A 21,582-nucleotide genomic window follows, 5' to 3' on the forward strand; every position below is an offset into this window, starting at 1 on the left:
CGAGGGCGGGTGTCACCCGCCCCCGGAGGTCGGGCTAGCCGGACCGGTGACGCGCCTCGCCGCGCCGACGGCGCGTGAGCAGGACGACGCCGGCCGCGAGCGCGGCGACCGCGACGAGCAGGAGCCACAGGGCGAAGCCTCCGGTGTCCGGCAGCAGCCCGCCGACGGGGCCTGCGTCGTCCGAGCCACCGCCGGCCTGCGGTGCCTCGGTGCCGGGGTCGCCGCCGGCGTCGGGGTCGGGCACGTCGACGACGGCCGCGCCGTCGGCCGGCGCCTCGGCCCCGCCACCGCGCACGGTGGCCACGTTGCGGACCTCTCCGTCGAACGCGACCACCTCGGCGTCCAGCCGCACCGTCGTGGAGGCACCGGCAGCGAGCACGCCCGCGTAGGAGCACGACGCCAACCGCGGCGCGCTCGTGCACGACCACCCCGCGCCCCTGACGTCGAGCAACCGCAGGCCGGTGGGCAGCGGGTCGCGCAGCCGGACCTCGCGCACGGTGTCGCTCGGCCCGGCGTTGGTGACGGTGAGCAGGTAGGCGACCCGGGTGCCCCGCACCTCGGCCACGCTCTTGTCGAGCTCGAGCACCACCGTCGGGGTGACGGCGGCCTCGTCGGTGTCGGCGTCGTTGCTCGGGTCGACGTCCTCCGACGGGCTGCTCACCGCGGCGGTGTTGACGACCCGCGGGTGGGCCGAGGCCAGCACGTCGACGACGAGGGCGACCGCGCTGGTGGCCCCGACGTCGAGCGCGTCGGCGCGGGTGCAGACGACGTCCTGGCCGACGACCTCGCACGACCACCCCTCGCCCGTCGCCGAGACCGGGGTCAGGCCGGCGGGCAGGGTGTCGGTGACGGTCAGCGGGCCGGGCGCCGGCGTCGGGCCGGCGTTGGAGACCACGAGGTCGTAGGTGGCCTGCTCACCCACGACCAGCCGGTCGCGATGGGTCTTGTCGATCGCCAGGTCGACGAGCGCCGGGACGACGACCGGGTCGACGGCGCGGTCGTCGTCCGGGTCGGTGTCGGTCGTCGAGGTGGTCACCGTGGCGACGTTGTCGACGCCCGGATACGCCTCGGGCCCCACCGTGGTGGTGACCGTGATCGGCTCCGACGTCGTGCCGGGGGCCAACGGGGCGGCGAGCTCGCAGCTGACGGCCCGGGTGCCGGCGTCGGGGGCACAGGTCCAGCCGGTGCCCTGCGCCTCCACCAGGTCGAGCCCGACGGGCAGGTCGTCGACGACGACGACGTCGCGCGCCTCCGACGGACCGGCGTTGGTGACCTCGAGGGTGAACTCGAGCGGGTCCCCGACGCGGACCGGGCCGGTGTGGCTCTTGGTGATCGACACCTCGGCGCGCTGGGTCACCTCGACGTCGGCGGTGTCGGTGTCGTTGCCCGGCTCGGGGTCGGTGGTCGGCGAGGAGGCCGTGGCGGTGTTGGTCACGGTGCCCTCGTCGGCCGAGGCGGCCACGAGCACCTGCAGCTCGAGCGCGGGGGCCGTGGTGCCGGCGGGCAGGCCCTGGGCCAGCACGCACTCGATCTCGTCGGTGGCCGGCGCCGGACCCGGGGTGCAGGTCCACGGGGCCCCGGCCGAGAGGTAGGAGGCCACGCCGGGGAGCGTGTCGACGACCGTGATCGGGCCGACGGCGTCCGACGGGCCGTCGTTGCGGACCTCGACGGTGTAGGTCGTCGGCTCGCCGGCGGTCGCGGCCCCGGTCGCGTGCGACTTGGTCAGGACCAGGTCGGCCTCGGCGACCACGTCGACGTCGGCCTGGTCGGCGTTGTCGTCGGGGTCGTCGCCGGGGGTGCTGGTGACGACCGAGGCGCGGTTGGTGAGCACGGTGCCGTCGGGCACGCCGGCGCCCACGAGCGCGACGACGTCGAGCGGCGGCGACGACTGCCCGGCCACGACGCGCTCGCGCGAGCACACGGCGTCCTGGCACTGCCAGCCGGCGCCGCCGGCCTCGACCAGGCTCAGCCCGGCCGGCAGCAGGTCGGTGACGACGACGTCGCGGGCGTCGGAGGGCCCGGCGTTGTCGACGACGATGCGGAACCCGACCCGCTCGCCGGCGCGCACCGGGTCGGGACCGGTGACGGTCTTGGTGAGCGAGACGTCGGCGTCGTCGGTGACCACGGCGCCGGCGTCGTCGGTGCTGGTGCCCGGGAAGGGGTCGGTGGCGGGGCCGTCGACGTTGGCGCGGTTGACCAGCGTGGTGCCGCCGGCGTCGGAGTCGAGCGCGGCGACCAGCGTGACGACGCCGGCCGCGACGCCGGAGGCCAGGCTGCCGGCCCGCTCGCAGGTCACCTGCTGGTCGACCTCGGCGCACGACCACCCGGCGCCGGAGGCGCTGACGAAGGTGAGGTCGTCGGCGAGCAGGTCGGTGACCACGATCGGGCCGGGTGAGGTGGCCGGGCCGTTGTTGGTCACCGCCAGCTCGTAGGTGACCCGCTCGCCCGCCACCACGGGCGAGGTGGTGAGGGTCTTGACGATCTCGAGGTCGGCCTCGACGGTGACGCCCGAGTCGTCGGTGTCGGTGTCGTTGCCCGGGTTGGGGTCGGGGGTGGGCGACGTGACGGTCGCGGTGTTGACGACGTCGCCGGTCAAGGCCTCGTCGACGTCGACCCGCAGGCGCAGCGCGCTGGAGTCCTCGTCGGCCAGCCCGCCCGGCAGGGTGCAGGTGACCTCCTGGCCGGCGGCCGAGCACGACCAGGCGTCGCCGGCGGTCACGGACTCGACCGCGACGTAGGTCAGCTCGTCGGGCAGCGTGTCGGTCACCGTCACCGGCCCGGCGGCGTCGGACGGGCCGAAGTTGGTCACGGTGACCTCGTAGGTCGCGCGGCGGCCGGCGAGCACGTCGCCGACGCTCGCCTTGGCGACACCGAGGTCGGCGCTCGGCCGGGCGGTGCTGGTGTCGCTGTCGCTGTCGGGCGACTCCGGGCCGGACGTCGGGTCGCTGGGCTCGGTGACCGTGGCGGTGTTGGTCACCGAGCCGGTGACGTCGCCGGCGACGTCGACCACGACCGTGATGGCGGGCAGCGGGCCCACCGGGACCGGGGCCTCCCCGGTCCAGGTGAAGGTCAGCTCCTGGCCGTCACGCACGAGGCTCCAGCCGGCGCCGGTGTGCGAGGCGTAGGTCAGCCCGGCCGGGAGCGTGTCGCGCACGACGACGGCGCCGTGGGCCCACGACGGCCCGTCGTTGCGGGCGGTGATCCGGTAGGCGGCCGTGGTGCCGGGCACGAGGTCGCCGACCAGCTCCTTGGCGACGCCCAGGTCGGCCACGGTCGTCACCGTCGAGGTCGCCTCGTCGGTGTTGTCGTCGAGGTCGGCGTCGTGGGTGCGGGCCTCGACCTCGACGTCGTTGACCAGCGTGGTGCCGGGGACGGTGTCCGCCGGGACGCGCGCGGTGACCGCGATGGCCGGGAAGGAGGCGCCCGCGGCCAGGGTGGCCGTGGGGTCGGTGCGCCCGCAGGTGACGGTGTCCGGACCGGCGCCGGTCGTGGTCGAGCAGGTCCAGCCCGCTCCGGCCGCGGTGGCGCCGTCCAGGGGCGGCGTGTCGGTGACGGTGAACGGGCCGACGGCGGTGTCGGGACCGGCATTGGCGACCCGGATGGTCCAGGTCGTGTCGACGCCCGCGACCGGCGTCCCGACGGCGGTCTTGACGACGGACAGGTCCGCCGCATCGATGCGGGTGCGGGCGTCGTCGGTGGCGGTGGTGACGACGGCGCCGTCGGCACCCTCGAGGTCCTGCGCGGTCGCGGTGGCGGCGTTGACGTGCGCGACCGAGCCGCCGACGCGGTCGGGCACGAGCGCCGAGGCCTGCGGCACCGCGCTCAGCACGACGACGATGCGCGCACCGGTGGCGAGGTCGCCGAGGTCGTCCCAGCGCAGCGTCTGCGTGGGGTCGCCCGTCACGACGGGCTCGCGCGAGGTGGCAGCGGCGCCGGCCACCGAGACGCGCGCCGAGCCGTCGACGTAGGTCCAGCCCGTGGGCAGGACGTCCTCGAGGTCGACGTCGTGCGCGGTGGCCGGGCCGGTGTTGGTGACGACGAGCTGCCAGCGGGTGGGCTCACCGAGGTAGGCCGGCGGGCCGTCGAGCACGGTCTTGTCCAGGGTGAGCTCGGGCAGTGCCGCCCGGACGGTCGCCGTGGCCTCTCCGCCCTGGTAGGTGCGGCCGCCGTCGGTGGTCGAGGTGTAGCTGTCGATCCGGGCGACGTTGACCTGCGAGGTGGTCGGCGGCGGGCTGGTGAGCCGGGCGGAGTAGGTGAGCTCGCGGACCTCGCCGGGCTCGAAGGGGGCCAGCTCCCAGGCGATCGTGCCGCCGCCGGGCGAGCCAGGGGCGACGACGCCACCGGCGCTGGGCGCGCCGACGACGCGCACGCCGGCGGGCACGGTGTCGACGACGCGCACGTTGCGGGCGGTCGAGACGTTGACGCCGCTGGCGTTGCTGACCCGCACCGTGTAGGTGAACGTCTCACCCGGCACGGGCCGGAGCAGGTCGACGGACTTGGCGATCGACAGCGACGGCTCGGTGACGGTCAGGGTGGCCGTGCCGGGGGTCGTGGAGGACTCGAAGGCGGCGTCGACGGCGGGGGTGCCGGGCCGGTCGGTCTGGTTCCACGACAGGACGGCACTGTTGGTCAGGGCGCGGCCGGCGACGTTGTCGTCGACGACGTCCACGACGACGGTGTAGCGCAGCTCGAGACGGCGCGGTCGCGGGTCGGCGGTCACCGTGCCGAGGGCCCAGCCGTGGCGTCGGCCGACCGCCGGCAGCTCGGTGCCGGCCTCGACGACGGTCGTGCAGGGCCCGCCGGTCGCGTCGGCGTAGGTGCAGGTCGACCCGGTCAGCTGCACCGAGCCGGGCGAGATGCCGGCCGGCAGGGTGTCGACGACCGTGGTGTCGTAGAAGTTGACCGAGGCCGGGAGTGTCACGGCCAGGGTGAACTCGGCGGTGCCGCCGACCGGCACCCGCAGGCGGTCGACGGTCTTGGTCAGGGCGCTGCCGGGCACCGTCAGGGTCTCGGTGGCGCTGCGGGAGTAGGCGCGCTCGGCGGGGTTGTCGCCGGGCATCGACGAGCCGCTGAGCAGCGCGGTGTTGCGGTAGCTCGCACCGCCGGCGGCGGCGGGGCTGACGGTGACGTCGTAGGTCAGCACGGGCCAGGGGTCGGCACCCGCGGCCTGCGCCGTCGAGCGCCAGGCCAGGTCACCCACGGGCCAGCGGATCGAGACGCGGTCGGCGGCGCAGCCCTCGGTGCCGGCGGCGCCGAGGACGGCGGTGCCGGTCGTCGTGGCGAGCGAGCCGGTGACCACCGTGAGGCCGGCGGGCACGCAGTCGACGAGCACGGCGTCGTGCAGCACCGGGCGCCGCTGGTCGAGCGTCGTGGCGTTGGTCGCATCGGCGTTGCGGGCGGTGACGGTGAAGCGCACCACCTCACCGGCGCCCGGCGTCCGGTTGGCGGCCGTCTTCGTGGGCGCGGGCGACGGCTCGACGAGCGTGACGGCGGACGACGCCGACTGCGTGGTCAGGGCGACGCCGGTCTCGCTGGTCGAGGTCAGGCGCGCGGTGTTCGTGCGCACGACGCCGTGCACGTTGGCCGCATCGGCCGTGGCCACGGCGCTGATGATGATGCGCACCGAGACGGCCTCGGCCCCGGCGGTCACGACGGACGGGAACGCCAGGCGCGGGCCGGAGGTGGGCAGGGTCGCGGCATAGCCCGCGGGCAGGCCGGTCCACGGGCTGCTCGGGGTGGCCTGGTACTGGAAGGTGGCACTGCGGACGCTGATGCCGGCCGGCGTCTGGTCGGCGAGCACGCCGTTGTGCACGCTGGTGCGCGCCGGGACGGTGCCGACGACCGTGTAGGTGACCGTCTCGCCCGGCGTCACGTAGTTGAGCGCCGCGGGGTCGGCGCCCTGCGCGGCGTCGTCGACGCCGGTGTCGTTGGTCTTGGTGACGCCCGCGGCCGGCGTGGCCAGCGTGTGCGAGTCGTCGGCGCGCGGGGCGTCGACCATGGCGGCGGTGACCGTCGTGTCGACGTTGGACGCCGGGTGGTGCGGCACCGTCGTGTCGCGGTTGGTGCGGGTCTCGTAGGAGGCCACCGCTGCGTTGTTGACGTAGGTGCGCGTGGCCGAGACGGTGTCCGGGAACGTCACCCGGTAGGTGGTCGAGGCCGTCGCGCCGGGAGCGATGGTCACCGAGAGCGGCCGGTCCCACCGGATCGCCGACCGCGTGGCGCGGTCGGTGAAGGTCGGGTGACCGGCGGCGTTCGGGTCGGTGCACACGCCGCCGTCGCTGATGTCGGAGACCTGGGCGCACCGGATGCCGAGGGGCAGGCGGTCCCACACGTCGGGCCCGAGCACGTCGACGGCGTTGCGGTTGGCGGCCGTGCCGTTGTTGCGGACCGCGACGGCGTACTCGACGACGTCGCCGGCGCGGATGCGCTGCGCGGCACCCGGGGCGGCGCTGTCGGGCAGCTGGCCGGTGGCACCGGGCGGGGTCGCGGTCACCCGCAGGGCCGACTTGGTGACCGCGAGCGGCGGCGGGGGCGCGATGGAGAAGTCCTGGCGCGCCCGCAGGAAGCCGACGCGGCCGGCGGTGCTCTGCCAGGTCAGCTTGGCCAGGTTGCCCGCGACGTCGGGCGTGGTGGTGGGTGCGCGGTCGACGATGCCGGAGATGCCGAGCAGCGCGGTCGCGCCGACGGGGGCGTAGCGCTGCCCGTCGCGCGGGGTGCCGAGCAGCCACGTCGAGGTGGCGGCGTCGAAGGACGAGGCGACGGTGCTGCCGGCCAGGGTCGTGACCCCCTCGAGCGTGAGGTGGTCGGGCAGGATGTCGGTGAGCACGGGGTTGCGGGTCTCGTTGCCCGTCGGGAAGTCGACCCGCACCAGGAAGCAGACCCGCGAGCCCTCGACGAAGGTCGTCTGGTCGGCTGCCAGCGTGGCGGCGTCGGCGTACTGGCCGGCCTGGGTGCTGCACGCGGCCGGGTCCATCGTCGACCGCGGCTGGATGAGCTTGGTCAGCCGCGGCGCGTCGCTGGTCAGCGTGGCCGAGGAGGAGTCGGCGACGCGCTCGGTGCGCACTCCGCCGGGGGCGTCGACGGTGGCGAGCGTCGTCGTGTCGCCGGCGAGCGAGACCCGGTTGGTGTAGCTGTCGCCGGCCACGGTGGGCGCGCTCGCGCCGCCGCGGTACGAGGCGAGCATCCGCGCGCGGTAGGTGATCGTCAGGGTGCCGCTCGCGTCGAGGGCGACCGGCCGGAACACGACGCGGGTGCTGCCGTCGGCCTCGTTGGTCACGGTGTCGTAGGCGAGCGAGGGCGCGTCGGCGCTGGACGGCGCGCAGGCCGCGGGGCTGCCCGGCGCGTGGTTCGTGGTGGCGTCGAGCGGGCACAGGCCGTCGGGCAGCACGTCGGTGATGACGACGTCGGAGGCGTCGGCGTACTCGCCCGTGCGCACGACGAGGGTGTAGGTGGCGATGCCGCCGTGGCGGAACTGGCCGGGCGAGACGCTCTTGTGCACCGCGAGGTCCTCCGCGGTGACGCTGACCGTGTCGGTGTCGCCGACCGTGGTCGAGGTGCCGGGCGAGACCGGGCCGGTGTAGGTGGCGGTCACGGCGGCCCGGTTGGTGACGACCTGCTCGACCGACGTCTCGCGCGTGGGAGCGCCGGTGTTGTTGTCGAGGTTGGCGGCCTGGCGGCCCGAGGCGGCCGACGGGCGGCCACCGGCGAACGTGAGGGTGTTCGCGCGCTGCGGGATGCCGGCGCGGTAGACGATGCGCACGACCTGCCCGGGGGCGAGCGTGCCCAGGCGCCACTCGGTCCGCGTGTAGACCCCGGCCGGCAGCCCGGCCGGGTCCCCCACCGTGTCGACGGAGGACGGCGTCACGCACGAGGGCACGTCGGGCGTCGAGACGTCGAGACGCGGTGCCCCGGGGTACTCCACGACCGTGCCCGACGTGTTGTCGGCGGTGCCGCAGCCGAGCAGCTCGAGCTGGGCGGGCAGGTGGTCGACGACGACGACGTCGCGCGTGTCGTGCTCGGTGTTGTTGGTGACGGTGAGCGTGTAGGGGGTGCTGTGCTGGTGCACGCCCCGCACGAGCTCGTGCTCGGGGCTCGGCTCGGACTTGTCGACGGTGATCGCGGTGATCGTCGACGCCACGGCGCCCGAGGCTCCCTGCACCGTCGCCCCGGAGGTGTACGTGCCCGCGGCGTCGAACTTCGGCAGGGTGCGCGGGGCGGCGCTGGCGTAGGCCTGCGCGACGTTGGTGAAGCTGCTGCCCACCGGGTGCGCCGTGGCGCTGGCCCGCACCTGGAAGTCGAGGCGCTGCTCGGCGCCGACGGGCAGGTCGCTGACGTTCTCCCACACCAGCACCTGGCGCCCGTCGGTGCCGGTGACGACCCGCGGCTCACCGGCCGCCTCGGGCCGGGTCGAGCCGCCGACGTAGGTCACGCCCGCGGGCAGCTGGTCGCGGAAGGTCAGGTTGTACTCGGGTTGGTCACCGTTGTTGGCCGCGACGACCGAGACGTCGAGCAGACCACCGACCAGCACGTTCGGCGTCGCGGACTTGGTCACGCGCAGCGACTCCGCCGCCGCGGCCCGCTCGATCGGCACCAGGGCCACCAGGGTCGCGACGAGCAGCGTGCTCAGGCCGAGCGACCACCGACGTCCCACCCCCCGCCGTCGCGTCGTCGTTCGACCGTCGTGGTGGTGCAGGCGCACGCGTTGCTCTTCCGTCGTCCCGGTGCACGGCTGGCCGGCATCGGCCGAGCCTCGCTCCCTCCCCAGGGCCCCTCGCTCGATCGGACGAGCGTGGGCGCGCGACGCACAGCCTTCCACAGGGAGCGCTTGTTTGTTCAACTATCCGCACAACGGGCGGCCAAGCACCGGACGGCGGGCTCAGGACGTCAGGTCGAGGGCGATGTCGGTGATCATGTCCTCCTGCCCGCCGACGAGGCCGCGACGGCCGACCTCGACGAGCAGGGTGCGGACGTCGACGCCGTGGCGCTCGGCGGCGGTCTCGGCGTGGCGCAGGAACGAGCCGTAGACGCCGGCGTAGCCGAGGGTCAGCGTCTCGCGGTCGACGCGCACCGGCCGGTCCTGGAGCGGTCGAACCAGGTCGTCGGCGGCGTCCTGCAGCGCGAACAGGTCGCAGCCGTGGGTCCAGCCCTCGAGGTCGGCCACGGCGACGAACGCCTCGAGCGGGGTGTTCCCGGCGCCGGCGCCCTGGCCGGCCAGGGACGCGTCGACCCGGGTGACGCCCTCCTCGACGGCGGCCATCGAGTTGGCCACCGAGAGCGAGAGGTTCTCGTGGGCGTGGATGCCGACTTCGGTACCCGGGTCGAGGACGTCGCGGTAGGCGCGCACCCGCTCGCGGACGCCGTCCATCATCAGCCGGCCGCCGGAGTCGGTGACGTAGACGCAGTGCGCGCCGTAGGACTCCATCAGCTTGGCCTGTCGAGCCAGGCTCGGCGCGTCGCTCATGTGGCTCATCATCAAGAACCCCGAGACGTCCATGCCGATCTCGCGGGCGGTGGCGATGTGCTGCGCCGAGACGTCGGCCTCGGTGCAGTGGGTCGCGACGCGCACCGACCTCACGCCGCGCTCGTAGACCTCCCTCAGCTCGGCGATGGTGCCGATGCCGGGCAGGAGCAGGGTGGAGAGGCGGGCGTCGGTGATGTTGGCGGCGGCGGCCTCGATCCACTCCCAGTCGGTGTGGCTGCCGGGGCCGTAGTTGAGGCTGCCGCCGGCGAGGCCGTCGCCGTGGGCGACCTCGATCGCGTCGACACCGGCGGCGTCGAGGGCGGCGACGATCTCGCCGACCTTGGTCGGCTCGACGCGGTGCCGGACGGCGTGCATCCCGTCACGCAGCGTGACGTCCTGGACGAACAGGCGGGTCATCGGACGGCCTGCACTTCGTGGGAGCGCTGGGCGATGCGCTCGGCCACCTGGACGGCGGCGCTGGTCATGATGTCGAGGTTGCCGGCGTAGCCCGGCAGGTAGTGGGCGGCACCCTCGACCTCGAGGAACACCGAGACCTGATGCGTCACCCGGCTTTCATCGGACAGCGTGTGCACCGGTTGATCGTGCGGTATCGGGTTGATCTGGACCGGCTGCTTGAGCCGGTAGCCGGGCACGTAGGCGGCGACGTCCGCGACCATCGTCTCGACCGACGAACGGATCTCCTCGTGCACGGTCTCGTCGGGCGCGACGACCAGGGCGAGCACGGTGTCGCGCATGATCAGTGGCGGCTCGGCCGGGTTGAGGATGATGATCGCCTTGCCGCGCCCGGCACCGCCGACGGTGGCGATGGCGTGCGAGGTGGTCTCGGTGAACTCGTCGATGTTGGCGCGGGTGCCGGGTCCGGCGGACTTCGACGAGATCGAGGCGACGATCTCGGCGTACGGCACGGGCACGACGCGCGCGAGCGCGGACACCACCGGGATCGTGGCCTGCCCGCCGCAGGTCACCATGTTCACGTTCGGCGCGTCGAGGTGCTCGTCGAGGTTGACCGCGGGCACCACGAACGGGCCGATCGCGGCCGGGGTGAGGTCGACGAGCCGTTTGCCGTGGGTGGCGAGCTTGTCGGCGTTGGCACGGTGGGCCTGGGCCGAGGTGGCGTCGAAGACGATGTCGATGTCGCCGAAGCCGGGCATCCCGATGAGCCCGTCGATGCCCTCGGCAGTGGTGGGCACGCCGAACCTCGCGGCGCGGGCCAGGCCGTCGGAGTCGGGGTCGATGCCGACCATGGCTCCCATCTCGAGGTGCTCGGAGACCCGGAGCACCTTGATCATCAGGTCGGTGCCGATGTTGCCGGAGCCGATCACGGCGACCTTGGTCCTGCGGGCGGGAGTACTGCTGACGGTCATGCGGGGTCTCCTGTCGTCGGGCGGTGTCGCCTGGGCACCCACGGTGGCGCGCCGGGCAGCCCGAGGACGAGCGCCCGGTTCCGCTCAGTGGGAGCGGGCTCGGTTGGCGAAGGCCGTCGAGATGCCGGCAGCCGCGTCACGGACGGTGCTCGCGTGAGCGTCGGGCCGGAAGCGGGTGACCGGGCCGGTGACGCTGATCGCGGCCACGACGAGGCCGGCCCGGTCGACGACGGGGGCTGCGACGCAGACGACCCCGACCGCCGACTCCTCGTGCTCGAAGGCGACCGCCCGCTCGGCGATGGTGCGCAGCTGCTCGGCCAGGACTCCGGCGTGGGTGAGCGTGCGCGGGGCCAACCGGGGCAACGGCCCGTCGAGGACCCGGCGCCGCAGCTCGGGCGGCGCGTGTGCGAGGAGGACCTTGCCGATGGCGGTCGCGTGCAGCGGCATCCGCCCACCGAGCCGCGAGGGTGCCGCGGCCTGACGGTGACCGGCGACCTTGGCCACGTAGACGACCTCGTGACCCTCGCGGAGCCCCAGGTGTGCGGTCTCGCGGGTCGTCTCCCGCAGCTCCTCGAGGAACGGGACGGCGACGTCGAGCAGGCGGCGCTCGACCGAGGCGCGCATGCCGAGCTCGAAGACCAGTCCGGAGAGCCGGTAGCGGCCGTGCTGCCGGTCGAGCAGGCGGGCCCGGACCAGGTCGCCGGCGACGCGGTGCAGGGTGGCCCGGGGCAGCTCGGTGCGCGCCTGGAGCTCGGCGAACGTGAGCGTGGTCTGCTCGACCGTGAACGCCTGCAGGATCAGCATCGCCTTGCCGAGCACGGTCTCGCGGCCGAGCGGCTCGACGTCGACGAGGTCGCTCATGCCCGGCCCGCGGGTGCCGGCTGCGCCGTCGACCGGGTCGACGGCGACAGCACCAGCGAGACCACCAACAGCGCGGCGACCAGGTAGAACGCGTGCAGCAGGCCGACGTGGTCGGCCAGCACCCCGATCACCGGCGGGCCGAGCAGGAACGAGCCGTAGCCGAAGACCCCGATGATGCTGACCCGGCGGGGGCCGTCGGTCGGGTGCTCGGCCGCCGCCGACATGCCGACCGGGAAGCCCATCGACGCCCCCACGCCCCACAGCACCGCCGAGACGTGGACGACGACCGTGCCGCTCGGCGCCAGGATGAACAGCACCACCCCGACCAGCCCGCATGCCGCCGTCGCAGCGAGCACCTCGGCCCGGCCGTAGCGGTCGAGCAGGGGCCCGCCCGCCACCCGCGCCAGCGTCATGCCGAGCACGAACGCGCCGAAGACGAGGGCGCCGCCGGACTCGCTGGTGCCGTGGCCGTCGACGGCGGCCAGCGCGATCCAGTCGTTGGCCGCACCCTCGGTCAGGGCCATGCCGGTGACCACGAGCCCGATCGCCAGCAGCCGGCGGTCGCGCAGCCGCTCGGGGATCCGCAGCCGACGTCGGGCGGGTCGTCGTCCGGCGGCGGGCGCGTCGGGGACCGACGTGCGGACCTCGCCGGGCAGGCGCGGCGCCGACGCGAGCGTCCAGCCCGCCAGGACGACGGTGACCGCAGCGAAGTGCACGGCCACCCCGGCGCCGAGCTGGACGGCGATCGCGCCGAGGCCCGCACCGACCATCGTGCCGAGGGAGAAGAAGGCGTGCATGAGCGGGAGCACGGTGCGCCCGAGGGCCTTCTCGGCCATCGCCCCCTCCACGTTCATCAGGACGTCGGTGGCCGAGAAGCAGACCCCGAACGCGACGAGGGCCGCGAAGGCGACCGCCACGCTCCCGAGCACATGCACGCCGAGGCCGGCCACCACCAGGCTGAGGCAGAAGCCCAGGGTGCACCCGGTCAAGGCACGTCGTCCGCTGGTGCGACGGATGAGGACCGGGGCCAGCACGAGGCCGGCGACCGAGCCGATCGAGATGCCGCCCAGCAGGACCGCCACGCCGACCGTGCTCAGCTGCAGCTCGTCGCGCGTGGCGGGGATGCGCGAGGCCCAGGTCGCGAAACCCGTGCCGGCGACGGCGAAGACCACGAAGGTCGCGTTGCGCCAGGCCCGCAGCGCGGGGGGCGGACGGCGGGGCACCCGCGCCTCAGCCGGCGATCCGCGCCACGGCCGCGGCGATGAACCCGGGGTCCACAGGCTCGGTCGACAGTGCCGCGTGCACGAGGAGACCCTCGAGCAGCGCGTCGACCATGCGCGCGGTGACGACGTCGAAGTGCGCGGCGAAGATGCCCCGGGCCGTGTGCTGCCACTTCTCCATCAGCCGACGGAAGCGCACGTCGCGCGCCGCGAGCACGTAGAGCTCGAACGACAGCAGCAGGTCGTCCTGGTGCTGGGTGACGAACTCGGTGATGATCGCCGTGACGCCCTCGCGCGGGTCGCCATCGACGTGGTCGGACATGGTCTGCTCGAAGCGGGAGGAGACCCGGTCGGCGACCTGCGAGAACGCCGCCCACAGCACGTCGTCGAGCGAGGCGAAGTGGTAGGTCACCGAGCCCAGCGGGACGCCGCCGCGCTCGGCGATGGCCCGGTGCGTCGTGCGGGCCACGCCGCGCTCGACGATCACCTCGAGGGCCGCCTCCACGATGCGCTGGGGTCGCTGGGGGTCGACGTGGCCGGTGCCGCGCGGCCCGCGGCTCGACGACGTCACCAGCCACCGACCCAGCCGTCGAACACCCCGGCGGGCTCGGAGGCCGGGTCGTCGGAGCGGCCGACGAGGAAGTCGAAGTCACACCCGACGTGCGCCTGCAGCACGTGGTCAACGTACATCGCGGCGTAGCCGCGGGCCGGCCTGGCCCGGCGCGGGGTCGTCGTCCGACGTCGCCGCTCGAGCTCGTCGTCGTCGACCTCCATCTCCAGCCGGCCGGCCAGGGCGTCGAGCACGATGACGTCGCCGTCGCGCACCAGCCCCAGCGGTCCGCCGGCGGCGGACTCGGGGCTGACGTGCAGCACGCACGTGCCGAACGCCGTCCCGCTCATGCGGGCGTCGGAGATGCGCACCATGTCGGTGACGCCGGCGCGCAGCAGCTTGGTGGGGATCGGCAGCTGACCCCACTCGGGCATGCCGGGCGCGCCACGCGGCCCGACCGTGCGCAGCACGAGCACCGAGTCGGCGCTGACGTCGAGGTCGGGGTCGTCGTAGCGCGCCATCAGGTCGGCCATGTCCTCGAACACCACTGCCGGGCCCCGGTGCGACAGCAGCGCCGGCGTCGCGGCGCTGCACTTGACCACCGCGCCGTCGGGGGCCAGGTTGCCCCGGACGACGGCCAGGCCCTGAGGCCCCTGGAAGGGGGCGTCGAGCGTGGAGATGACGTCGCTGTCGGGCACGTGCGACGGCAGGTCCTCCCCCACGGTCCGACCGGTCACCGTCACGGCGTCGGTGTGCAGCAGGGGCTCGAGCGCCTTCAGCACCGCCGGGATACCGCCGGCGTGGAAGACCTGCTCGACCAGGTGCTGCCCGGCCGGTCGGACGTCGACGACGAGCGGCGTGCGCGCGGACAGCTCGTGGAACCGGTCGAGCGACAGCTCGACGCCGGCCCGCCGCGCGATCGCGAGCAGGTGCACCACGGCGTTGGAGGACCCGCCCACGGCGAGCATGAGCGTGATCGCGTTGTCGAAGGCCTCCGCGGTGAGGACCTGCGAGGGCCGCAGCTGCTCGTGGGCCATCTCCACGGCCCGCGAGCCCACCAGCTCGGCCATCTGGAGCCGGCGCGAGTCGGTCGCGGGGATCGCCGCCGCCCCGGGCAGGGTCATGCCCAGGCCCTCGACGATCGCGGCCATCGTCGAGGCCGTGCCCATCTCGGGGCAGTGCCCGACCGAGGGCCCGGCCGCGGCCTCGAGCCGGTCGTAGTCGGCCAGGGACATCGTGCCGGCCCGGACCTGGTCGACGTATTCCCACAGGTCGGTGCCGACGCCGAGCTGGCGGCCGTCGAAGACCGCCGGCGCCGCCGTCCCGCCGGTGAGGACGATCGCCGGGACGTCGGCACTGGCCGCGCCCATGAGCTGGGCGGGGGTGGTCTTGTCGCAGCCGCCGATGAGGACGACGGCGTCGAAGGGGTAGGCCCGGATCGACTCCTCGACGTCCATCGCCATGAGGTTGCGGAACAGCATGGTGGTGGGTTTCATCAGCTGCTCGCCGAGCGAGATCGTGGGGAACTCCAGCGGCAGCCCGCCGGCCGCGAGGACGCCACGCCGCACCGAGTCGGCCAGGCCGCGGAAGTGCATGTTGCAGTTGACGACCTCAGACCACGAGTTGCAGATGCCCACGACGGGTCGGCCGTCGAACGAGCGACGCGAGAAGCCCGAGGCGCGCATGGCCGAGCGGTGCACGAAACCGGGCACGTCGTGCCCGCCGAACCAGCGGGCGCTGCGCAGGGACACCGGCGCCCCGGCGGTCACCGCCGCACCTTGGCGGCGTACGACGTGACGCGACGCAGCGCCGGCTGACGCGCGGTCTGGTAGCCCAGCCACCGACCGGGCCGCGTGGCCATCACCCGCGAGGTGACCCGCTCCTGCCACGGCCGGGTCGCTGCGGCGCCGCTCGCCCGCGGCCGCTCACGGACGGCGCCGGCGGCGTCGTCGAGCACGGCGCGCGCGGCGTTGTGGCCGTTGGCGCCCATCACGCCGCCGCCCGGGTGGGTGCCCGAGCCGCACAGGTAGTAGCCGTCGACCGGCGTGCGGTAGTCGGCGAGCTCCTGCAGGGGCCGGGCACCGAAGAGCTGGTCGAGCATCATGCCGCCGTGGAAGATGTTCCCGTCGGTGATGAGGTACTCGGTCTCGAGGTCCTCCGGCGTGATCACGACCCGCTCGAGCACGTGGTCGCGCAGGTTGGGGGCGTAGTGGAACAGGTCCTCGAGCACCCGGTCGGCCCACGCCTCCTTCTCGGCCGACCACGTCGTGCCCTCGAGGTGCGAGGGCAGCTGCTGGATGCCGAGCGTCATCGTGTGCAGACCCTTCGGCGCCAGCGAGTCGTCGTGCACCGACTGCGTCACGGCCTCGATCACGTAGTGGCTCGGGAAGGTGCCGCGACGCTGCGCCTCGGCGGCCTCCTCGAAGGTCTCGATTGAGGCGCCGAGCAGCTGGTGGCCGTGGTGCTGCGGCCCCTCGCCGGCCTCGGGGAACGGGAGGTAGTGCGGCAGCTCGTCGACCAGGAGGTGGATGCGGGCCATCGAGCCGCGGGTGTCGATGGAGCGGACGGCCTTCTCCATCGGCGCCGTCAGGGTTCCGGGCTCGAGGAGCGTGAGCAGCGAGCGCTTGGGGTCGGCGTTGGACAGCACGCGCGCAGCCTGGATCTGCGTTCCGTCGGCGAGGCGCACGCCCGTGGCCCGGCCGCGGGTGACGACCACCGTGTCCACCGGGGTCGAGGTGCGGATCTCGACCCCGTGGTGGCGGGCGCCCGCGGCGAGCGCGTCGGAGATGGCTCCCATGCCGCCGCGGGCGAAGCCGAACTGGCCGAAGTTGCCCTCGAACTCGCCCCAGGAGTGGTGGCCCCAGGTGTAGGCGGTGCCCGGCGTCGAGGGACCTCCGAAGATCGAGACCATCCCGAAGAAGGTCAGCAGGCTCTTGACGCGCTCGTCCTCGAAGTAGCGGTCGAGCAGGTCGCGGACCGAGAGGAGCGTGAACTCGTTGAACAGGCTCTGCTCGCCGGCCTGCTCGAAGGCGGCGAGCAGGTCGGAGCGTTCGGGCGGCGAGGTCAGCAGGTAGGGCGTGACGATGCCGGCGAAGCGCTGGAGCCGCAGCCCGAAGTCGAGGTAGGCCTTGCTGTCGGCCTTGCTGAGCTTCTCGATCTCACGGATGGTGCGGTCCATCTCCTTCCACATCATCAGGTGGCTGCCGTCGGGGAAGAGGCTGAACGAGAGCGCGTCACCCTGGTAGAGGTCGAGGCCGAACCTCTTCAGCTCGAGCTCGTCGACGATCTCCGGGCGTAGCAGCCCGGCGATGAAGGCGCACGACGACCACTTGCTGCCCGGGATCAGCTCCTCGGTGACGCAGGCCCCGCCGACGACGTCGCGGGCCTCGAGCACGAGCACCCGCTGCCCGGCACGGGCCAGGTAGTTGGCGGCCACCAGTCCGTTGTGCCCGGCGCCGATGATGATCGAGTCGTAGGGCTCGGCGGCGCGCTGCTCGCGGTCCATGTCAGGACTCCTTCGCGGAGGGGTGGGTGAGGTAGGTGGCGACGGTGCTCTCGTCGACGAGCTCGGCGAACCGGGCGGTGACCGCGGCGAGCGCCGGGGCGTGATCGCGGGCCCGCTCCCAGGCCGGCCAGTCGCTGACGGTCATCACCTCGATGACGTCGACCCGGGGTGAGCCCTCCGGGCCGTGGTCGACGAGGTAGACCTCGAACGCCTCGACCTCGTCGAGCGCGAGGCAGGCCGGCCGGTCGACCTCGCGGGAGAAGCGGTCGAACTCCTCGGCGGTGACGTGCGGCTTCAGCGCGAAGGTGTTGACGGCGCTGACCGGCATCACGAGGCCTCGGTGTTGATCATGACGTGCTTGACCTCGGTGTACTCCTCGAGAGCGTAGGTCGACATGTCCTTGCCGTTGCCGGACTGCTTGTAGCCGCCGTGCGGCATCTCCGGCGTCACCGGGAGGTGGTCGTTGACCCAGACCGTGCCGAACTGAAGGTCGGCCGAGACCGTCATGGCGCGGGCGACGTCGCGGGTGAAGACCGAAGAGGCCAGCCCGTACTCGGTGTCGTTGGCCCACGCCACGACGTCGTCGCCGTCGTCGAACCGGGTCACCGAGGTCACCGGTCCGAAGACCTCCTCCCGGACGATCTCGTCACCCTGCCGCGCGCCGGCCACCAGCGTCGGCGCGCTGTAGAAGCCGCGGCCGGGGTCGCTGCCCCGGAAGACCTCGACGTGGTCCTGGGCGGCGGCGCGCTCGACGTAGCCCTCCACCCGGTCGCGGTGCCGCGCGGTGATGACCGGACCCATGTCGGTGCCGTCGTCCTGCAGGTCGCCGAGGTCGAGTGCCTTCACCGCCTTCTCGAGACCGGCCACGAGCTCGTCGTGCACGCGGGCGTGGGCGTAGACGCGGGACGCCGCCATGCAGTCCTGGCCGGAGTTGCAGAAGGCGCCCTCCATGATCTTCTCGACGGCCAGGTCGACGTTGGCGTCGTCGAAGACCAGCACCGGGGCCTTGCCGCCCAGCTCGAGGTGGAGCCGCTTGAGGTTGGTCTCGGCCGAGGCGCGCATGAGCGCCCGCCCGGTCTCGACCGACCCGGTCAGCGACGACATCCGCACCAGCGGGTGCTGCGCGAGCCGGGCACCGACCTCCGGGCCGTCGCCGGTGACGACGTTGAACACGCCGGGCGGGAGCAGGTCGCTGGCGAGCTCGGCGAGGCGGAGCAGGCTGAACGGCGTGTGCTCGGAGGGCTTGAGCACCAGCGTGTTGCCGGTGAGGATCGACGGCGCGAGCTTCCACGTGGCCATGAGGATCGGGTAGTTCCACGGCGCGACGGAGCCGACGACGCCCAGCGGTCCCCGCCGGATGATGCTGGTCTTGCCGGCCACGAACTCCCCGGCCGCGCGACCCTCGAGCGTCCGCGCGGCACCGGCGAAGAACCGCAGGTGGTCGGGGATCATCTCGAGCTCTTCGCGAGCCAGGCCGATCGGCTTGCCCACGTTCTGCGACTCGATCTGCGCCAGGTTCTCGGCGTCCTCCTCGACCCGGTCGGCCAGGGAGAGCAGGGCTCGGGCGCGGTCGGCCGGGGTGGTGCGCGACCAGCCGGGGAAGGCGGCGTGCGCCGCCTCGACCGCCTTGTCGACGTCGGCCGCGGACCCGCGGGCGACCTCGGCGTACTGCTCGCCGGTCGCGGGCGCGTGGACGGCGTCGCGCTCTCCTCCGGTGGCCGGGACGAAGGCGCCGTTGACGTACATGTCGCTCTGGAGAGGCATGGCTGAGCCTTTCTGAAGGTGTCGTGTCGTGTGGTTCGTGCACAGGGGGCGGCGCGCAGCTGCCGGAGCGTACGTCTGTACGCTCACGAGCGTACATCTGTACGCTCGTAGGGGTGGTGGTTTCGCGACCACCCAGTCCGTCTCGTCAGCCCGCGTCGACCACGGGCTCGGTCATCGGCTCGGCGGCGGTCCCGCCGGCGGTCCCGGCGGCGGAGTCGGCCCGCTCGTCGACGTCGTGGCCGAGGCGCCGGTAACGCTCCGGGTCGGCGCTGCGCAGGCGGAGCCCGTAGGCCATGCCGACCAGCATCGCGACGAAGACCAGGGCGACCATCAGGGCGGCGACGCCGCCGTCCACCGCCAGCAGCACGTCGAGGCTGCCCAGGGTGAGCACCAGGAAGCCGGCCAGGCCGACGACCGAGAGCAGCGGGGCCACCGCGGTGTTCCAGACCCGCTTGTCGACTGACGAACGCCGGAAGAAGACGAAGATCGCGACGGCCGCGACGAGCTGGGACAGGATGACCGCGATCGCGCCGATGCCGGTGGCCCAGGTGAACAGGGTGGCGAAGGGGTCCTGGTCGAGGATCGCGAAGGCCAGGACGATGACGAGCACCGAGGCCGTCTGCACGATCGAGGCGATCCACGGTGTCTGACGCGAGGCGTGCGTCCAGCCGAGCGGCTTCCACAGCAGGTCCTGGCGCCCGAGCGAGAACAGGTAGCGCGAGACGTTGTTGTGGAAGGTCACGATCGCCGCGAAGGTCGCCGTGACGATCAGCACCTGGTAGACCACGGTGATTCCGGACCCGACCAGGTCGTCACTGACGGCGAAGATGAAGTTGCCGCCCTCGGCGTCGGCGATGGGCACGACCCGGTCGAGCCCCACGGCGTTGAAGATGAGCCAGCCCGAGATCGCGTAGAGCGCGCCCATGAAGGCCACCGAGATGTAGGTGGCGCGGGGCACGGTGCGCTTGGGGTCGCGGGCCTCCTCGCCGTAGATGGCGCTGCCCTCGAAGCCGATGAAGGAGGCGTGGGCGAACATCAGCGCGACGCCGAGCCCCGCCCCGAAGACGGCGCTCGGCGCGAAGGGCTCCGCGCTGAACTCCGAGACCGGCACCCCGTCGCCGAAGAGGCTGAAGAAGCTGAGCACCCCGATCATCGCGACCTCGAGGCTCAACGACACCCCGAGCACGCGCGCCCCGGAGTGCACGCCCTGGATCCCGAGGGCGAGACACGCCGCCATGCCGACCAGGGCGCACAGCCACCACGGCACCGCGACGCCGGCGACGTCGTCGACCAGCTCTGAGGCGTAGAAGCCGAAGCCGCCGTAGAGACCGGCCTGGATCGCGGTGTAGGCGAACATCGCCAAGAACGCCGATCCGAGCCCGGGGATCCGGCCCAGCCCCAGGGTCACGTAGGCGTAGAACGCGCCGGCGTTGGTCACGTGCTTCGACATCGCCACGTAGCCGACGGCGAAGACCAGCAGCACCACCGCCGCGACGACGAACGCGCCCGGCATGCCGACCCCGTTGCCGGCGCTGGCGATGATCGGGAACAGGGCGATCAGCACCGTGAGCGGCGACGCCGCGGCGATGATGTAGAACACGATGCTGGCCACGCCGAGCGTGTCCTTGCGCAAGCCGTGGTTGTGGCGGGAGCCGGTGGTCGCGAGGCCGGGTGTCGGCTGCGGTGCGTCGTCGTAGGCGGTCATGCGGGTCTCATCTCGTCGGGTACGGCAGGTGGTTCGTGGCGGCCTTTCGGGGACACCCGTGCGACGTCGTCGTCGGTCGAGGTGACGTGCGGGGGGCAGTGGACGGCGGGCGAGGCGGTCGCGGAGCGCGACCTGCTCCTCAGCCGACGAGGGCGCGGGGCGGCTGGTCGGCCGGGGGCGAGACCACGACGTCCGGGCTGTGGGCGGCGACGAGCTCGTTGAGGATCGCGCAGTGGCGCACCTTGTGGCGCACCAGGTCGGCGTGGAATCCGGGCTCGACCCAGGCGTTGTACATGACGCCCTCGGACTCGCCCGGCTCGACCTTGAAGTAGACCGGGCCCGCGACGCGGGCGATGTCGCCGGCCTCGTAGAGGCGGTTCATGCCGCCGAACGACTCGAAGGTGATCGCCCAGACGTCGAGCGGGATGTCGACGTTGCGGCGGATGGCGGCGAGCATGGGCCGGCTCAGGTCGCCGACCGGATTCAGGCTGTCGGCACCGAGGTCCTGGAGGATCTTGATGGACGCCGGGTTGGCGTGACCGGTGTAGACCGAGACCTTGAACTGGGCGTCGGGCGGGATGTCGCCCGCGGCCCGCGCCCGGTTCAGGATGTCGAGCACGCCCTCGTCCCATACGAGCACCCCGCGGATGCCGGTGGAGAAGATGCGCTGGTAGTCGTCGAGCAGGTATCGGACGTTGTCGAGCCCGCGGACCCGTCGTCCGCCCGACTGCCCCTCGCTGCTCAGGGCCTGACGACCGAGGTCCCAGCCGGTCCGCGGCCCGGGCACGGCAACGAGGTCGATGCCGTGCTCGCGTGCGGCGTCGTTGACGTCGGCCAGCTCGCCCGTGTCGAGCAGGGTGGCGCCGCCACCGAAGGCGATGGCCCGGTGCACGAACACGTCCTGGGCCGCAGCCTCGTCGAGCAGCGCCTCCATCGTCGACATCCGCTCGACCCCGGAGATCTCGAGGCGATACTGCCCGCCGTCGTCGAACGACTTCTCCGACGCGGTGAGGGCGTAGTCGTCGGCGCCCAGGTAGCCCTGCGCCTTCAAGATCGCGGCTCCGTTGCGCGGGGACCGGGCCCCCGTAGTCGTGCTGGCCATCCGTGGCTCCTCCTCGGCTGACGCCGGCTT

The 21,582-nt window shown here is 73.4% G+C and carries 12 protein-coding genes; all 12 read right to left on the reverse strand.

Features of this window, described 5'->3' with window-relative positions:
- Positions 1–34: 34 nt before the first annotated feature.
- The 12 genes from ABFT23_RS01895 to ABFT23_RS01950 all read right to left on the reverse strand — a co-directional run bounded on the left by ABFT23_RS01895 (position 35) and on the right by ABFT23_RS01950 (position 21,552).
- A complete protein-coding gene (locus ABFT23_RS01895) occupies positions 35–8,698 on the reverse strand; it encodes a hypothetical protein (RefSeq protein WP_347892169.1) in 8,664 nt (2,887 codons plus the stop codon).
- A 177-nt stretch (positions 8,699–8,875) separates the two neighbouring features.
- Positions 8,876–9,877 (reverse strand): 4-hydroxy-2-oxovalerate aldolase, encoded by a 1,002-nt coding sequence (gene dmpG / locus ABFT23_RS01900; protein WP_347892170.1) that lies wholly within the window; start codon positions 9,875–9,877, stop codon positions 8,876–8,878.
- The gene (locus ABFT23_RS01905; RefSeq protein ID WP_347892171.1) at positions 9,874–10,845 is read right to left on the reverse strand and encodes an acetaldehyde dehydrogenase (acetylating); all 972 of its coding nucleotides are present in this window, start codon (positions 10,843–10,845) and stop codon (positions 9,874–9,876) included. Before ABFT23_RS01905 ends, dmpG begins: the two co-directional genes overlap by 4 nt.
- Before the next feature lie 84 nt (positions 10,846–10,929).
- On the reverse strand, positions 10,930–11,706 hold the full coding sequence (locus tag ABFT23_RS01910) for an IclR family transcriptional regulator (protein WP_347892173.1): 777 nt from the start codon (positions 11,704–11,706) through the stop codon (positions 10,930–10,932).
- On the reverse strand, positions 11,703–12,929 hold the full coding sequence (locus ABFT23_RS01915; protein WP_347892175.1) for an MFS transporter: 1,227 nt from the start codon (positions 12,927–12,929) through the stop codon (positions 11,703–11,705). The genes ABFT23_RS01910 and ABFT23_RS01915 overlap by 4 nt, the downstream gene beginning before the upstream one ends.
- Positions 12,930–12,936: 7 nt before the next feature.
- On the reverse strand, positions 12,937–13,497 hold the full coding sequence (locus ABFT23_RS01920; protein WP_347892177.1) for a TetR/AcrR family transcriptional regulator: 561 nt from the start codon (positions 13,495–13,497) through the stop codon (positions 12,937–12,939).
- Entirely contained in the window at positions 13,494–15,245 is a 1,752-nt protein-coding gene (locus tag ABFT23_RS01925) for a dihydroxy-acid dehydratase (protein ID WP_347892179.1), read from the reverse strand. The genes ABFT23_RS01920 and ABFT23_RS01925 overlap by 4 nt, the downstream gene beginning before the upstream one ends.
- On the reverse strand, positions 15,242–16,981 hold the full coding sequence (locus tag ABFT23_RS01930) for a phytoene desaturase family protein (RefSeq protein ID WP_347892181.1): 1,740 nt from the start codon (positions 16,979–16,981) through the stop codon (positions 15,242–15,244). Before ABFT23_RS01930 ends, ABFT23_RS01925 begins: the two co-directional genes overlap by 4 nt.
- Before the next feature lies 1 nt (position 16,982).
- Positions 16,983–17,309 (reverse strand): hypothetical protein, encoded by a 327-nt coding sequence (locus ABFT23_RS01935; protein ID WP_347892182.1) that lies wholly within the window; start codon positions 17,307–17,309, stop codon positions 16,983–16,985.
- Positions 17,309–18,745, reverse strand: coding sequence for a gamma-aminobutyraldehyde dehydrogenase (locus ABFT23_RS01940; protein ID WP_347892183.1), 1,437 nt, complete (start codon positions 18,743–18,745; stop codon positions 17,309–17,311). Before ABFT23_RS01940 ends, ABFT23_RS01935 begins: the two co-directional genes overlap by 1 nt.
- Positions 18,746–18,890: 145 nt before the next feature.
- Complete coding sequence (locus tag ABFT23_RS01945) at positions 18,891–20,450, reverse strand: APC family permease (protein ID WP_347892184.1); 1,560 nt, start codon at positions 20,448–20,450, stop codon at positions 18,891–18,893.
- A 139-nt stretch (positions 20,451–20,589) separates the two neighbouring features.
- Positions 20,590–21,552, reverse strand: a complete 963-nt coding sequence (locus ABFT23_RS01950) for a hypothetical protein (protein WP_347892185.1) — start codon at positions 21,550–21,552, stop codon at positions 20,590–20,592.
- Positions 21,553–21,582 lie beyond the last annotated feature (30 nt).

The organism is Nocardioides secundeburneus, assembly GCF_039939255.1.
Taxonomy (GTDB): Bacteria; Actinomycetota; Actinomycetes; order Propionibacteriales; family Nocardioidaceae; genus Nocardioides.